Genomic DNA, 17,088 nt, shown 5'->3' on the forward strand with positions numbered 1-17,088 from the left:
CCGATGTTACAGGTTGACTACCAGTATCACAGACAAATAGCTCGTCAGCATAAAGAGCGAGACAAGCAATCCGGCTGTTTTCAGTTTTTTTGCGGCAGGCCGGCGGATAGCCTGCGTGTATACGATGAACGTCAGTCCGTACAAACCGCCGATCAGCCCAAACGGAAACAGCGGGGCCTGGAGCAACGCCAGCAGATAAAACTGCACGCCGACACCCGCCAGCAACACCAGCAGCACGCTGACAATGGCCGGGACATACCCCATTGTTTTTGTGTACGAATCGACCAGCGGACGTTCATCTGCCGGAATATACAGCTTTCGGGCTAGTTCAAACGAAAAGCCGCTCAGCACGCTCAGTCCTACCAGGAGCCCCCATGCCTGCCACGCCGCCCCCCATGGTACGTAGGCCGACCAGATCCAGTTGATCACGAACGGCATGATCAGCATATGGCTGACGGCGTACAGGACCAGCCGTTTTTTCAGAAAGGCGCTTACCAAAAACTCGTACCGCATCAACACACTATATCCCAAGGCCAGCCCCCAAGCCAGTAGGGTGACCGGCCCCTGATACAGAGACCAGCTTCCTTCAACCAACCCACCGGCCATCGATAACCGGATCAGTTGCGGCAGGGTCACCCGCCCCGACTGCAATACCCGGTGCGGATGATTGATACGATCGAGGTCATAATCTTTAATCTCATCGAATACCCGTAACCGGAAGAAAAAAGAAATCACCGCCAGCATGCCCCAGCAGGCGATACCTGTGGTAGCCGGATGGGCAGGCAAGGGGGTGAAAAAACGGGCAACGGAATACACCGTTAAAAAAAGAATGGCAAACAAAGCCATGTTAACGAGCGGGAAACGCTCGTTACTGTAAGCCATCAGATGGTTTAGCTTCATAGCGGTAAAATTAATCAAACCGGTTACCGAAAACTCAATTCAAACTATCTTAAGGTTAATATTATACACAAATCGTTACTTATGGGCGCTAAACGGGGACGATTTATGCTTACTTTTAATGCATGATTCACCATTTATATCACTTACGGTATTATTTATTGCTCCTCACCCTGGTGTGTTGTGTATGGCTCTGGCCGGGCATCCGGTCGGCGGTACAGGTAGACAACAGCCTTACCGTCTGGTTTCAGCAGGACGATCCGGCCCTGGTCCGCTACCAGCAGTTTCAGGAACGCTTCGGCAACGATGAAGTTGTGATTGCGACGGTTACGGCACCGGAATCGTTGCTCACCCCGGCCCACCTGCATACGCTTATACGCCTGACCAGTGCCCTTGAAACCTTACCGGACGTTGACCAGGTGATCGGCCCCGGAAATATGCAGATTCCGGTAAAGGGCGCACTGGGTATCGATAGCGAACCCCTGCTGACCGACACCACATCCGCAGCCACGCTGACGGCCCGTTTACGCTACCGGCCTACCCTGCGGCAACAACTCTTTAACGAAGACTACACCACGGCGCGTCTCCTGATTGTGCTGAAAAAAATTCCTGATTTCGATACCCGGCGTGGCCGGATTCTGACCGGTATACAGCAGACAGCCCGCCGGTATATCGGCAGCGAACAGTGGCACGTTGGTGGCATCGGGATCATCTACACCGGTCTTAATACACTTTCGCAGCAGGATTTCGGTTTTTTTCTGGGCGTTGGCTACCTGTTTATGCTGGCGCTTTTCCGCTGGATTTACAAACGTCCGGTCCTGATACTGTACGCAGTAGGTATCATCACGTGCTCAACGTATCTGACGCTCGGCCTGTATGGTACGCTGGGATACCGGCTTAATCTGATGACGGTATTGCTGCCGATCATCATCGTGTTGCCGGGCGTGATGGATGCCATCCATGTCATCAACGAACGCAATCAGCTGGCCACACCCCGGCAAACGGCGAAGGAAAGTGCCCTGGCGGCGCTGACGCACGTTTTCCGGCCCTGCCTGTTTACGGTATGCACGACTGCCACGGGATTCCTGACCTTACTGACCAGCCCCATGGCGATTCTGCAAACGTTCGGCGTCTTTGCCGCACTGGGTATTGTCCTGTGTTTTGTCTTCACCTACCTGCTCGGTGTCATTTTGCTACCCCTGAGCCCGCCCGCACGGGAACATACGGTCGTAACGGGTCAGTTGCTGAGCCGGTTGCTCTTTTTTGTCAGTACGCATAAAAACGCCTTTTTGAGCCTGTCGGCGGTCCTGATTCTTGTTTTCGGTGCGGGTATCAGCCGCCTGCGGATCGACACCTATACACTGGGGTACTTCCCGGCAAATCATCCTGTGGTCACCGACCATGTGGCCATGCAGAAAAACTGGGGGCCCTATATCCCGCTGGAATTGCTGGTAGAGCCGAAAGCAGGGTATACGCTTCAGAGCACACAACTGGTCAATGCCGCCCGCATCTTTGCCGATTCGGCGGCACGCATCCCGGGCGTCGGGCAGATTTTCGGGTTCTTCTCGCTTTACCAGAGCGGATTTGAAGGACTCTACGGTCAAAAGGGCGTACGCTACCTGCGCAGTCAGTCGGCGGTTAACGAGGTACACCGCCGGTTAAGGCTACAATACCCGGCACTAGCCCGGACCTTTATCCACGATTCGACGCAGACAGGCCGTATTACCGTTTCCGGCGCGATGATGTCGGCCCGAATGCTGACCGGAAAGATGGACACCCTCATGCAGCTGGCCAACCGGACAATAGGCCCTTACGCGACCGTTAACGCCAGTGGTTATCAGCCCATGTATGCCGGCATCGTGCAGTACGTGACCAGCTCGCAGGCCAACAGTCTTCTGCTATCCTTTGTGACAATTTTTGTGCTGGTATGGTTATTTATCCGCGATTTCAGGCTGGCTGCCCTCACCGTCATTCCCAATCTTTTTCCGGTGTTGGTGATGATGGGCCTGATGGGCTGGACCGGCATTACCCTTGATACCGCCACGGCCAGCATCGGGGCCATTGTGCTTAGCTTCTGCGTCGACGACTCCATCCATTTTATCTATACCTACAAAACATGCCGGCAACAGAACAACTGCCCCGAACGCGCCCGCATGACAACCATAACGCACATTGGTCCGGCCATTGTTCAGACGGCGGCGGTGTTGTTTGCCGGTTTTGCGCTTATGATGTTCGGCAGCCTCAAAACGGTACAATATTGGGGCATACTGACTACGGTGGCGATTATCGGTGCTCTTTACGGGGAATTAATCATTTTCCCATTGATCCTGGAACGATTTGACCGCCGTTAGGGCACAAGCCTCAATTTCCTGGAACACAATTCCCGAAATTGTGTTTTTCTGATATGAAAGCGTTTATCCGGGCCCTCAAATGGGCATTATATACCATTCTTTTTCTGATCGTGGCCGGCATCGGCGTTTCCCGCTTTATTGTGTTGCGGGACAGCGACGCCGACCTTATGGACGAGTTCAGTCAGCAGCGGATTAAGCCGTCGATCCACCGCTACCAGGTGGGAGACCGGACCATCCGGTTTATGGAAACACCGGCCGACACCACCAAACCCACGATTATTTTCGTGCACGGTGCGCCCAGCTCGCTCTCTTTCTTCAATAAGTTCTTTGCCGATACCAACCTCGTCAACCATGCCCAGCTGGTGTCGGTTGACCGGCCGGGCTACGGCTACTCTGATTTCGGGCGGGTCGAAACGTCGATTGTCCGGCAGGCAGAACTACTCCAGCCACTCATCGACCGCTATAAAAAAGCGCCGTTTCTGGTCGTGATCGGGTCGTCATACGGCGGGTCAGTGTCGGCCCGGCTGGCGATGAATAACCCGAACGTGATCGACCATGTAGTGTTTGTCTCGTCGGCGCTCGGTCCGGGTCTGGAACGAACCTATGGCATCAGCCACTGGATCGACAAACCGCCCCTCCGCTGGCTGGTTTCGCCGTTTTTGCTGCTTGCTAACGACGAGAAACTGGCGCACCGGAAAGCCCTGATGGACATCCTGCCCGACTGGCCCAACATCACGGCATCCATTACGATGCTCCACGGTCAGCGCGATGATCTGGTGTATCCGACCAACGTCCGGTTCGCCCGTCAGCATCTGGTCAATGCAGATGTCAAGGAATTCATCCTCCCCGAAAACCGGCACGACATCGTCTTCAACAAACGGGAGTACATGACAGACATTATTCTGGACATTCTGAGTAAGTGGCATATTCAGCACAAGCCGAAAGACATGGTGCAGCAGCAAACTACGGTACCGGTGGAGAAGGGTTCCTGAGGTTGTTCCTCACAACTTTCCGGGGGTTTAAACCCTTCGGAAAGTTGTGGTTTATTTCTCTTTCAGATTCACCAGCGATGAAGCGCGGCTGGCTGGCCTTGGCGGCAAATCGTCGGATTCGGTAGTAGACGCCCCTTCCGTTACGGTATCCACATTCACCGTCGGGACGCCCGGAGCGGGCTTGCGGGCTTTGCCAAACAGGTGGTTAAACGTCCGCGTATACAGGAAGCTGATACCGCCGCCGGTTGTAATCGTGCTGGCACCGGTGCCCTGCGCCATCATGCTTTGCTGGTTCCGGTTATACATTTTGGCCCGCATCCGCCCATCGGGCGTAATCCAGTATTCCAGCGTCCATTCGCCCAGCAGACTCGCCGTGTTGGTCTGCACCTGGCCGTATTGGTTCTGACCGTAGGTAAAACCGCCATCGCGGCTGATCCGGAAACGATCGTTCAGGAAACGGTATGAGAACCGGAGCTGGAGGTTGTTAATCAGGTTATCGTTTTGGGCGTTGCTGGTAAAGCCGCCGAAGGATACGCCAATGTCCAGATTCTCGTTCAGATTCGACGCCAGCCGGCTGATCTGGTTCGAGAGGAGTTCACTCACACTGTTGAATAGCCCGGCCGTGTTGTTCTGGCTGTCGAAAAAGCCGGAGCCTTCGGGCATCAGCTGGTTAAACAGGAGCAAACTGCTCACCTGCCGCGTCAGTTCCTGCTCGTTGCTTTGCAGCTTGGTTTCGAAAGCCGTTACCGCCTGCCGCGACTCTGCCGACGCCGGATACTCCTTCACATCAATGTCGTAGGTAATACCGGGCTGCAACAGATCCCCGTTCAGTTTAATCAGCAGATCGACCGGATACCGGCGGGTGTTCTCCGCCGAGCGGGTATCGCCGCTGGTCGACGGACTCGTAATGCTGTTCAGCACGGGTGCCAGCGACGTGTACTGGGTATAAACCGCTGTCACATCCAGCATGGCCTTGTATGGATCACCGGTCCAGGTAATGCGGCTGTTCGGCCGGATCTGAAACCGTTTGTTAATGACGTTTTCAAAGGTAAAGGTGTAATCCCCCCGGTCGATGGAATACGCCCCTGTCATCGAGAAATCGCCTTTGGTGTCAATCTGCATGGCAACCACGCCGTTGCCGTATGATTTGATAATATCGCCGGTCTGCCGGTCCAGCTGGATTTCGCAATACGCATCCGGCGTAATGTTGAAGGTAAAGTCCATCAGGATGCCTGACAGATCAACCGTCGATGTGGTCGAAGGCGTTGGTTTCGTTGTGCTGGCGACAGGGGGCGCAATGCCTTGCCGGTTCTGGGCACGGTTTACAAACCGGATCACATCCTGCGAGGCCACGCTGGTGGCTCCGTCGAACGGAATGTAAATTTTTGTACCCTTATTGCTGGTCACATTCGCCCGGATGGTCAGGTTATCGATTGGGCCGAAGAGTTCGGCTTTACCCGTCGCGTAGGCCACCCCGTAGAACATGTCATTGTCTTTGGCCGTCGTATTGAGAATCCGGAAGTTTTTCAGATCAGCGTCGAAACGCACCTGAAAATAGCGGAAACTGTCATGATAGACCCCACCCCGTACTACAGCGGTATTGCCCTGCGGATCGCGGACCAGAATGCGGCGGGCAATGATCTCGTCAGGGCCAAAGTATATTTTATCGTCAAAACTCAGATCAGCCTTCAGGTAATCGAGGGTTAGTTTACCCCCCTGTACGTCAACCGTGCCCTTCAGGATCGGATCTTTCGGCGTTCCGGTAATGTCAATGGTGCCGTTGGCCACCCCGCCGAAATTCGAGGCGATGTCTTTGGCAAACGGCTCAAAGATGCGCAGATCGGCCCTGTTCAGTTTTGCTTTGAGGCTAAAGGCATCCGTTCTCTGATCGGGTGCATACTTGCCGGTCAGTGTCATCAGGTCTGCACCGTCGCGGTTGACACGGGCATCGATGTTCAGGCGCTCGGATGCAGGATCCCAGGTTACATCGCTCGTTACGTCGCCGATCCGGAAGTCATCATAACTAAGGTCAATGATTTTGCCGTTGCTTTCGACAATGGCGGTCTCGTACAGGTTCCGGATGGTGGCCATACCGTTCAGCGTTCCCTGAATACGGGTATTGAGCACCGGATCAAGCGTTTCCAGAGAAAAGTTATTGGCCCGCACCTGCAGCATCTGCGATGAGTCGCGGGAGATTTTACCCACTGCCGAAATCAGCTGGTTCCCGTTCAGGGCCGACACATTCCGGAACGTAATTTCATCGCCCACTTTCCGGATCAGGCTTTGCGGATTCAGGCTCCAGTCGCTTTCGAGCAGGTGAAACTGTGCCCGCTGGAAGGTCATATCGATAGCGTCGCCTTTAAACCGCATTTCGCCGTGCAGGTCGGCGCGGTTGGTGCTGTTCTGTTGCTGGATATTGCCGCGGAAGTCAATATGGTCGACATCCCAGGTGGCGTCGATAACCAGTTTTTCAGTCGGAGCCATAGCACTGAACTGCTGCTGCTTCGACGAAAACTCCACCGATGCCAGCACGTCCTGGCCGGTCGTAAATTTTGAGGTGGTCAGTTCGGCCTCGCTTTCGCCCAGGTATACCGAGCCTACCCGTACGGAGTCGGTGTGTACATTAGCCGTAAACAGGGTTGTATTGTCGACCGACAGCTGTCCTTCGATGCGGGTGCCGTTGGCTACCTGTACCGAAGGGTCCAGGAAGGTAACGAGTGGCCGCACCTGCTTGGCCAGAAACCAGTAATCGATCTGATAAGGCGATACCGGCTTTTTGTTTATCAGCTGCTGTTTTCGGGCATAGTATGTCTGCCGGGTAGCCACATCCCCCATGAAATAGAGTTCGTATTCATGCCAGAGCCGAGCCAGATCGTCGACAGTCTGATTAGGCAGGAAATTGCCTTTTACCTGCGCAATCAGGAAATCAGAATTTACGAGCAGATGCCGTCCCGACGGCCGGATCACCGACACGACCGATAGCGTATCAACCGGCAGATTCCGGCGGTTCAGGCTGAGCAGACCGTTTTTGAAGAACGCCTGGCCTTCAAATTCGTCGAGGGTATTGCCCTGCATCTGTACGTCCAGCTCCGTCTTTACCACCAGCGAATCCGGCATCAGTCCCAGTGCCCGCAGGTCGGCATGCAGCACCGCGCCCCGCAGGTCATAGCGGTTTGTTTTCTGATTGGTTGCCGAACCGCTCAGGTCGCATTCGCCGTCCAGGTAAAATTGCAGATTCGGGTCGCGCAGGCCGACGTGGCCGTTGAAGAATGCCTTTTGCAGGTTGCCCCGCACCACCAGATTCCGGTAGTCGTAACCTTGTACGCCAACCTGCTCAAATACCCCGTCGACATCCACATTGGCTTTATCGACCGACAGGCCGCGTCCCGAAATCCGGCCGTGGCCGTTGATGGTCTGGAACAGTTCCGGCCGGTCGATCAGCGCTCCCAGTGCCAGGTTTTCGGCTTTCAGGTCGGCCGAATAACTAGTTTGCTGCACCGGCTTTTTCACCGTTTCATCCGCCAGTTTCAGATCCAGTTTGCCGAATACATTCCCCAGCGCCGTGCGGAAATTGCCCGACGTGTGGAAATTGTCAAACAAGCCGGTAAACCGCGCATCGAAGTCGACGGTGCCGAGTTTCTGAACCGTATGATTAAAGCCTTCTTCGGGGTAGTATTGGCGGATATCGGCCATGTTTACCTGCGACGGATGAAACCAGAAATCGACCTTCAGCCCTTCTGTTTCGGGCAGGCCCTTGAAGCCCAGTTCGCCCCGCAGGCGGCTGCGGAAGCCGGGACCGAAGCGCAGGTCTGTCCGGCTGATGCGGAAATCCTTGACGGTTCCGTTGAACCAGCCTGAAAGCAGCCATGTTTCCCGCAACTCACGGATATAGTCGGAGAAAAAGCCCAGATCCGCCGACGACACGCGGCAGTTTTCCAGGTTGCCCTGCATCAGTACACGGTCGTTGTATTCGCCGAAATCACGCGGATGGTCGTAGAGGAAAACAATGTGATCGCGCACCAGCGAGTTGCCGATCCGTGCGGTCAGCTCAGCCATTTCCATTTTTTTGGCGCAATACAGAAACTTTGTATCCATCCGGTGCACGGTCAGCTTCGAGTCACGGTCGACCGTCCGGAGTTTGGTTACGTCAAGCGCAATCGTATCGCCGAGCGCCAGAAAGTTGCGGACATTGCCGTTTAGCTTTTCCAGCGTAAAGTGATTATAATCAAAGCTTTTCGGATCGTTCATCAGCTTTTCGCGCGGGTCGTCGTAGGTAAATTTCCCGTCGATGACCGTTGCCTTGCCGATGGTAAACGGTACGTTGTTGTCCGGCCTGTTTGGTTTATCAGGATCAGCCGCGAGCAGGTTTTCGATATTGGCAATAAACTCGTCGATATTGAGATCGCCCGTTTTCGGATTTTTAATCAGCCGGACGTCCGGCTGATAGAGCAGCACTTCATCAATGTGGATATTGTGCGCCGAGCTGTCGATCAGATTCTGCAGATTGTAATCGACCTCCAGCCGGTTAACGGTGATCATCGGCCGGCGTTTGAGGTCCAGCACGCTTACCCCTTCCATCACCAGCGAATCAAACCAGCGGATATACACGTGTTTGAAATGAATCGGATGATCCAGTTTCTCAGACACATAATCGGCCAGCCGGTTTACCACTACCGTCTGCACCGCCGGAATCTGCAGGCTCACCGCCACCGTCACCAACAGCAATACAACTGACAATGTCAGGTAGAGCAGCGATTTCAGGAAAACGGAAAAAAACGAGCGCATTTTCGGGTGTTAAACAATGATGTATCTTCTACTCACTTTTAGACAACAAAACCTTCGCAAAAGTTTAGTCAATCCGGCGGTTGTAGCCGCTATTTATGCTTTCAACCTCCTGCTGCAATAAACATTCCAGGAGAAGCCTTAATTTTGTGTCATGACAATTTTAGCCATTGAATCTTCTTGTGACGAAACATCGGCTGCCGTTTTAGTAAACGGTAACATCTGCTCGAATGTTGTTGCTGCGCAACTGATTCATGAACAATACGGAGGAGTCGTTCCGGAGTTGGCCTCCAGGGCCCACCAACAACATATTGTACCGGTTGTAGAACGGGCCCTTGCTGACGCAAAGGTACCGAAATCTGCGCTTAACGCCATAGCTTTTACCCGCGGGCCGGGTCTTTTAGGGTCATTATTAGTAGGCACCTCGTTTGCCAAAGCCATGGCGCTCGGGCTGAACATCCCGCTGATTGAGGTAAACCACATGCAGGCCCATGTGCTGGCTCATTTCATTGATGATCAGAGCGGAAACTGGTCGCCGCCCAAACTCCCGTTTCTGTGCCTGACCGTCAGCGGCGGGCATACGCAGCTGGTGCTGGTCAAAAGTCCGCTCGACATGGAAATAATCGGTCAGACGCAGGACGATGCCGTAGGCGAGGCGTTCGACAAATCGGCCAAGCTGCTGAACCTGCCGTATCCGGGCGGGCCGCTGATCGACAAGTATGCACGGCAGGGCAATCCGCTGGCATTTCCGTTCCCGATGGCCGAAATGCCGGGGCTGGACTTTTCGTTCAGCGGCATCAAAACGGCCATTATGTACTTCCTGCGCGACAACCTGAAAACGAATCCCAATTTCATCGACGAAAATCTGGCCGATATCTGCGCCAGTATCCAGCACACGCTGGTTCAGATGCTGCTGGGTAAGCTGAAGCGGGCGGCCCGAGAAACCCGTGTCCGCGACATTGCCATTGCCGGCGGGGTGTCGGCCAACAGCGGTCTGCGCACAGCCCTGCAAACGCTCGGCGACGAACAGGGATGGCGGGTGTTTATCCCCCGTTTCGAGTACTGTACCGACAATGCCGCGATGATTGCCATGGCCGCTAAATTCAAATACGATCAGGGTGATTTTACCAGCCAGGCCGTCAGTCCTATGCCAAGAATGGCGTTTTAGATTGACCCCATCCCCGACCCTCCCCCTGACATCAGGGGAAGGGGACAGACCCGTTTGCCGGCAAACGGGTCTGTCTGTTAACATCACATTTTCGTTATTGACCGGACGCCCTTTCACTCTTTCGCTTTCTCACTCTTTCGCTCTTTAAAACACATGCCTACTATCCAGGACATTCGTATTTATCCCGTAAAATCGCTCGGGGGCGTTTCGGTTACCGAGGCCGTTGTTGAGGAAAAAGGATTCCGCTACGACCGGCGGTATATGCTGGTCTCGCCAAACGGGATTTTCATCACTCAACGGTCGTGTCATCAGATGGCACTGGTAGATGTGGCGCTGACCGGCAACAGCATCAAGGTCTGGCACCGTCATGCGCCCGACAATGTGTTTAACCTCCCGCCCGAACCCGCCGAAACCCCGTCGTCGGCCAGCATCAACGTCACCATCTGGGACAGCCACGATGTGCCGGCTACGATCCTGAGCCGCGAGGCCGACGAGTGGTTCAGCCAGCTGCTGGGGCAGCCCTGCCATCTGGTCTTTATGCCCGAAACAACACGCCGGCTCATTGATGCGAAATATGCCCGAAACGAAGAAGCGGTCAGTTTTGCCGACGGGTACCCGTATCTGATCATCGGCCAAAGCTCGCTTGATGATCTGAACAGCCGCCTGGCTGACCCTGTCACGATGACCCGCTTCCGGCCCAACATCATCGTAAGCGGAACACCCGCCTACGACGAAGATACCTGGAAACGTTTTCAGCTGGGCAAGGTTCCGTTCTACGGCCCGAAACCCTGCGCGCGCTGTGTGCTGACAACCATTGACCCCAACACCGGCGAAACCGGCAGGGAACCGCTCCGGACGCTGACCCAATACCGCAAGTGGACCAACAAGATTCTGTTCGGTCAGAACGCCATTGCCACCCAAACCGGTGTCCTCCGCGTCGGCGATGAATTGACGATACACGAAAAAGGCGAGGCGTTGGTATAAGATCTTTAAACGTTTGACCCCTATGGGGTCTTGTTTGCGGGCTTTGCAGACAGCAGACGGCTGTGCCTGACACTAACATTATAGACGCTACAGGAATCAAATACCTGTTCATAATACTAATTTTACAGACTCCGTAGGAGTCAAACGTCTATAACAGACTCCGTAGGAGTCAAACGTCTATAAACAGACTCCGTAGGAGTCAAACGTCTATAACATTGCTGAACACCCTGCTCAAAAACGCGTATTACCTGAGTCTGCCCGTCGTATTCGGGGCAGTGCTTTCGCATAAGGCAGCGGCCCGGCTATCGGGTGTTGACTCGCTGCACTGGGCGACACCGATTATACTGGCCCTGGCCGTTTGGGTAATTTATACGGTCGACCGGTTGCTGGATGTCCGTAAGCCCGGCTTCCCGCCCACGCCCCGTCACTTGTTTCACCGGAACCATGCGCTGGTCCTCTGGCAGGCGGTCGGCGTGGCCGCCTTACTGGCCCTTATCCTGACCTTCTGGTTGCCTGTGGCGGTCTTAAAATTCGGCGCTGTGCTTTTTCTGATCTGCGGCCTGTATATGGGGCTGGTGTTTAAACTACCGGCCCACCATCCCGCTTTATTACTAAAAGAACCCCTTGTTGCTCTGCTCTATTCGGCGGGGGTCTGGGGTAGCGTCTGGACGCAGCGGCCGGCCATTGGCTGGGTCGACATGACCGAGGCAGCCATGTTTGCCGCCATCGCGTTTCAGAACCTGCTGCTGTTTTCCATTATGGAAATACAGGAGAAGCCACGCCAAACGTCCTTTTCTATAGCAACGGCCCTCGGGCCATCGTTCAGCGATATGATTTTGCGCTGGCTGACGTTTATTGTCGGTATTGCGGCCATGATCATTTGCTTTACCAACAATGATCCCGGCGGCGGTCCGCGGTTTGCCCAGCGGCTGGCCATTATGCTGGCTATTATGAGTACCGTGTTATACGTTATTCAGCGGTATCCGGCGTATTATCTGCGCCACGAACGGTATCGCTGGCTGGGCGACGCTGTGTTCTGGCTGCCTGCCCTGGTCCTTTAATTTGCCCATAACCATGCACATTTACATCACTTTCCGACTGCCCGACGCCGCCCGCGCGCTGGTAGCGGACGCCCTGAGCCCCGACGATGTCTGCATCTGGGGACAGGATCTGCCCGAAACGGAGCGAAAAGCGGCTTTTTTGCAAGCCGACGTGGCATTTGGCAAACCACCCGCCGACTGGCTCACCGAAAGTCAGCAGCTGCGCTGGGTGCAGCTGTATTCAACCGGCTTCGACGATTATCTGCCGCTGTACCGGAGCGGGCAGCGTCCGGACGTAATCATCACCAACCTGAAAGGCTTTTTTGCCCAGCCGGTTGCCGAGTCAGCCATTGCCGGCCTGATGGCGTTGTATCGCCGGATCGACGAACTGGCGCGGCTTCAGACGCAGAAAAAGTGGGTCGGCGGGGCGATGCGCCCAACGATGCATCTGCTGCACCGCAAACACGTGCTGGTGCTCGGTGCAGGCGCTATCGGCCAGGCCATTCAGCAGATTCTGAACGGTTTCGACTGCACGGTTACGTTTGTGCGGAACAGCCAGCCCCCAACCATGGCCGACCTCGACGCGCTCCTGCCTTACACCGACGTTGTGATCAGTGTATTACCGGAAACAACAGAAACGGCCAACGTTTTCAACGAAGCACGCTTTGCCCTCCTGAAACCGTCGGCGGTGATTGTCAACGCCGGACGCGGGTCGCTGATTGACGAAGACGCCCTGCTCATCGCCTTGCAAAGCGGTCAGCTGGCCGGAGCCGTTCTGGACGTTACCCGTACCGAACCATTGCCGGCCGACAGCCCGCTGTGGCACTGTCCGAATGTACTCCTGACCCAGCACACCGGCGGCGGTTACGACGAAGAAGATATGGACAAACTAAGGGTATTCCTCAGAAATTTTGTCAAGTATAAAAAAGGACTGCCGTTAGACAATATTGTTGACTTTGACCGAGGGTATTGATTGACCAAATTCTCATCTTATACACGCCGCCTGTCCTGACCCGGAAAAGGCTTAAGGACGGGCGGCGTGAGGAAAAACATAATCCGATTAACACTAAACCCAATGCAAAAACTAGTTTTCCCGATTGCACTGGCGGCAATGCTGTACATGAGCGGTTGTCAGTCGTCCAACAAAACCACGGAAGAAACGGCCGCTACCGACTCGACCCAAACCAGCACCGCTATGACTACCGCCCAGCTACCGGATGCGAAGAATTTCGAAAGCGACATCGACGGTAAAAAAACAGCCCTGTATGTCCTGAAAAACAAAGACATCCAGGTGGCGATCACGAACTATGGCGGCCGGATTGTCGGGCTGCTGGTACCGGACAAAAACGGCAAACCAACCGATGTGGTCATTGGCTTCAACAAAGTTGGTGACTATCAGAACGCCGCCGAGGTATTCTACGGCCCGATCATCGGCCGGTTTGGCAACCGGATTGCCAAAGGTCATTTTACCCTCGACGGTAAAGAATACACGCTGGCAACCAACAACGGCGCCAACCACCTGCACGGCGGTCCCGGCGGTTTCCATGCCCGGGTATGGGATGCCAAACAGATCGATGACAAGACCCTGGAGCTGAGCTACGTCTCGAAAGACGGCGAAGAAGGCTATCCGGGCAATCTGACGGTAAAAGTCGTTTACTCGCTGACCGACGATAACGGCCTGAAAATCGATTACACGGCCACGACCGACAAAAACACGCCGGTTAACCTGACCAACCACGCCTTCTTCAACCTCAACGGCGAAGGCTCCGGCACGATCAACAACCACCAGCTAACCCTTTTTGCCGACCGCTATTCGCCGGTTGACTCAACGCTGATTCCGCTGGGTGAGCCGGCACCCGTTGCCGGTACTCCGTTTGACTTCCGCAAGTCAACGGCCATCGGCGCCCGCATCGGCGAGCAGAATGAGCAGCTGAAATTCGGCGGCGGATACGATCATAACTTTGTGCTCAACAAAACCGGCAACGGTATGACCAAAGCCGCCGAAGTAATCGGTGACCAGTCGGGCATTAAAATGGATGTGATGACCACCGAACCGGCGATTCAGTTCTATGGCGGCAACTTCATGACCGGCAAAGACACCGGCAAGTATGGCAAACCGTTCAACTACCGCGAGGCCTTGTGTCTGGAAACACAGCACTACCCGGACTCGCCGAACAAGCCGTCGTATCCGACAACGATACTGAAACCGGGTCAGACGTACCGCCAAACCTCTGTATACCTGTTCTCAACGGTGAAGTAATCTCTTAACCACGGAGTGTCACGGAGTATCACACGTATAAACGACAAAACGCAGTGGGACTCCGTGAAAACTCCGCGGTACTCTGTGGTTTAACCCTTTCCCCTTTTATGAAACGCATATTGCTTTTACTGGCATTCGTCTGCCTGACTCTATCCCAAACCTACGCCCAGCAAGGTCGCTGGACGGCTGAGAAGGCTAATGCCTGGTATGCCAGACAACCCTTCCTGTTCGGCCCGAACTACAATCCGGCCAACGCCATTAACGAACTGGAAATGTTCCAGGCCGAAACATTCGACCCCAAAACCATCGACAAGGAGTTAGGCTGGGCAGAGTCAATGGGCGTCAATACCCTGCGGGTCTTTTTGCACGACCTGCTTTGGCAGCAGGATCCGGAAGGCTTCAAAAAACGCCTTGACCAGTTTCTGACCATTTGCCAGAAACATAAAATCCGGCCGATGCTGGTCTTGTTCGACTCGTGCTGGGATCCGTTCCCGAAATTGGGCAAGCAGCGCGATCCGCAGCCGGGCATTCATAACTCAGGCTGGCTGCAAAGCCCCGGTGCTGCCGCGCTGACCGATGTCTCGCAGTATCCGCGCCTCGAAGCCTACGTGAAAGGGGTAATCGGTGCGTTCAAAAATGACCAGCGCATCTTGCTGTGGGATTTGTGGAACGAGCCGGACAACACCAACAACAACAGCTACGGCGACGAAAACCTGAAGCAGGAACCGAAAGGTAAACCGGAAATCGTAACCCGTTTGTTGCCGGAGGTGTTCCGCTGGGCACGCGCCGCCGGTCCGACACAACCGCTGACATCGGGCGTCTGGATTCTGTGGGCTGGCCACGATTGGGGTAATCCGGCAAAATGGTCGGCTATGGAAAAAGTACAGTTCGAAAACTCAGACATCATCACGTTCCACAACTACATGGAGCTGCCTGCGTTTGAGAAGTCGGTCAAGGACCTGAAAAAACTGGGCCGCCCCGTGATCTGTACGGAGTTTATGGCACGGGGTGCGGGCAGTAAGTTCCAGACGCACATGCCTGCCGCCAAACGTGAAAAAGTGGGCATGATCTGCTGGGGCTTCGTAGCCGGTAAAACACAGACCAACCTGCCATGGGACAGCTGGCAGAAGCCGTACGTGAACCGCGAACCAGCGGTATGGCACCACGAGATTCTGCGTCCGGACGGTTCGCCGTATGATCCGGCCGAAGTAGCTGCCATTAAGCAGGCAATGGGCAAATAAATATTGAACCATCGTTACGGGGTGAACAGGGTGTTTTTGGCGACCAGGCATCCCGTTCACCCCGTAATCATGTCTAATTTGGCCTTATTGGTCGGATTTCCGTCTTAATTAGTCAACAATCCGTTTAATTTGCCGGTTAGTTGAGCGACTCAAGTACTCAACGTCCATACGTTATGTTGTATCCGCTTACGTTTAAGACCATCTTCAAGGACAAAATCTGGGGTGGCAACAAAATCAACACGATTCTCGGCAAAGACTTCGCGCCGCTGCCTAACTGTGGCGAAACCTGGGAAATTTCGGGAGTCGACGGCAATGTGTCGATTGTGAAAGACGGCGAACTGGCCGGTAAGAGCCTTCAGGAGCTTCTCGAAACCTACCAGGACCAGCTTGTCGGCAGACACGTTTACGAACGCTTCGGCAACACCTTTCCGCTGCTGGTAAAATTCATCGACGCGAACGATGACCTGTCGATTCAGGTGCACCCCAACGATGCCCTGGCCAAAGAGCGCCACAACAGCTTCGGCAAAACCGAAATGTGGTACATCATCCAGGCCGACGAAGGCGCTACGCTGAATTCAGGCTTCAATCGGGAAGTCACGAAGGAAGAATACGTTAAAGCCGTTGAAGACAATACGATTCAGGACATTCTGAATATCGAAGCGGCCAAACCAGGCGATGTGTTTTTCCTGCCTGCGGGTCGGGTGCATTACATCGGCAAGGGCCTGCTGCTGGCCGAAATCCAGCAAACGTCTGACATCACCTACCGGATTTACGACTTCGACCGGACCGACGATAAAGGTCAGAAACGCGAGCTGCACACCGAACAGGCTGTCGACGCGATTGACTACCATTATTACGGTGACTACAAAACGCAGTACGAGAAGGTGCAGAATAAAAGCGTTAACGCCGTAGCCTGCGACTATTTCGTGACCAACGTGCTGAACTTCGATCAGGAGGTCCTGCACGACTATACCGATATCAACTCGTTTGTGATTCTGGTTTGTGTCGGCGGTGGCGTTCAGCTCCAGACTGAGCAAGGGTACAGCCTGAATCTGAAAACCGGCGAATGTGCCCTGATTCCGGCCGACGTGCAACAGATTACCTTAATTCCCGAAGGGGACATGACGCTGCTGGAAAGCTACGTGCCTTAATCTAATCATCACCCTGTTCGGGGCCCAAAAGCCAGCCAATGCCATTATACGAATGGTACTGGCTGGCTTTTTTTATTTCGGGGACGAGGCCGGGCCACTTATTCTGTCAGAAAAACCCGTACCCTGCCGCCTTTTCCCAATGCCGGCATCAATCCGGGCACCCTATCCACTGGATCGGCTATCCGTACTTATAGAATTTTTTTTTGATTTTTTTCAACAAAA

General features: G+C 54.4%; 11 protein-coding genes. 9 read left to right on the plus strand and 2 right to left on the minus strand.

All coding sequences use genetic code 11. The features are described 5' to 3' along the window. Positions 1–6: 6 nt before the first annotated feature. Positions 7–900 (minus strand): UbiA prenyltransferase family protein, encoded by an 894-nt coding sequence (locus tag BLX24_RS23665; RefSeq protein ID WP_071505698.1) that lies wholly within the window; start codon positions 898–900, stop codon positions 7–9. Positions 901–1,022: 122 nt separating this feature from the next. On the opposite strand from BLX24_RS23665, the gene BLX24_RS23670 reads away from it, so the two are divergent. Together BLX24_RS23670 and BLX24_RS23675 are read left to right on the plus strand one after the other, a co-directional pair. Further along, entirely contained in the window at positions 1,023–3,248 is a 2,226-nt protein-coding gene (locus BLX24_RS23670) for an efflux RND transporter permease subunit (protein ID WP_071505699.1), read from the plus strand. Positions 3,249–3,301: 53 nt separating this feature from the next. After that, positions 3,302–4,240, plus strand: coding sequence for an alpha/beta fold hydrolase (locus BLX24_RS23675; RefSeq protein WP_071505700.1), 939 nt, complete (start codon positions 3,302–3,304; stop codon positions 4,238–4,240). A 51-nt stretch (positions 4,241–4,291) separates the two neighbouring features. On the opposite strand, the gene BLX24_RS23680 is transcribed toward BLX24_RS23675, so the two are convergent. Then, on the minus strand, positions 4,292–9,025 hold the full coding sequence (locus BLX24_RS23680; RefSeq protein ID WP_071505701.1) for a translocation/assembly module TamB domain-containing protein: 4,734 nt from the start codon (positions 9,023–9,025) through the stop codon (positions 4,292–4,294). Positions 9,026–9,176: 151 nt separating this feature from the next. Between BLX24_RS23680 and tsaD the strand changes: the two genes are divergently transcribed. From tsaD to BLX24_RS23715, 7 genes are all read left to right on the plus strand, one after another. Further along, the gene (tsaD, locus tag BLX24_RS23685; protein WP_071505702.1) at positions 9,177–10,190 is read left to right on the plus strand and encodes a tRNA (adenosine(37)-N6)-threonylcarbamoyltransferase complex transferase subunit TsaD; all 1,014 of its coding nucleotides are present in this window, start codon (positions 9,177–9,179) and stop codon (positions 10,188–10,190) included. Positions 10,191–10,343: 153 nt separating this feature from the next. Continuing rightward, a complete protein-coding gene (locus BLX24_RS23690; RefSeq protein ID WP_071505703.1) occupies positions 10,344–11,174 on the plus strand; it encodes an MOSC domain-containing protein in 831 nt (276 codons plus the stop codon). Positions 11,175–11,389: 215 nt separating this feature from the next. Further along, on the plus strand, positions 11,390–12,235 hold the full coding sequence (locus BLX24_RS23695) for a hypothetical protein (protein ID WP_310590797.1): 846 nt from the start codon (positions 11,390–11,392) through the stop codon (positions 12,233–12,235). Positions 12,236–12,248: 13 nt separating this feature from the next. Further along, on the plus strand, positions 12,249–13,187 hold the full coding sequence (locus BLX24_RS23700) for a D-2-hydroxyacid dehydrogenase (protein ID WP_071505704.1): 939 nt from the start codon (positions 12,249–12,251) through the stop codon (positions 13,185–13,187). Between the two features lie 102 nt (positions 13,188–13,289). Further along, positions 13,290–14,474: an aldose epimerase family protein gene (locus BLX24_RS23705; protein WP_071505705.1), complete on the plus strand. Its 1,185-nt coding sequence runs from the start codon at positions 13,290–13,292 to the stop codon at positions 14,472–14,474. A gap of 107 nt (positions 14,475–14,581) precedes the next feature. Then, positions 14,582–15,715 carry a cellulase family glycosylhydrolase gene (locus tag BLX24_RS23710; protein WP_071505706.1) on the plus strand — a complete coding sequence of 378 codons (1,134 nt, stop codon included), beginning with the start codon at positions 14,582–14,584 and terminating at the stop codon, positions 15,713–15,715. 173 nt (positions 15,716–15,888) lie between these two features. Continuing rightward, positions 15,889–16,866: a type I phosphomannose isomerase catalytic subunit gene (locus tag BLX24_RS23715; RefSeq protein WP_071505707.1), complete on the plus strand. Its 978-nt coding sequence runs from the start codon at positions 15,889–15,891 to the stop codon at positions 16,864–16,866. Positions 16,867–17,088 lie beyond the last annotated feature (222 nt).

It is taken from the genome of Arsenicibacter rosenii (assembly GCF_001870735.1).
GTDB lineage: Bacteria > Bacteroidota > Bacteroidia > Cytophagales > Spirosomataceae > Arsenicibacter > Arsenicibacter rosenii.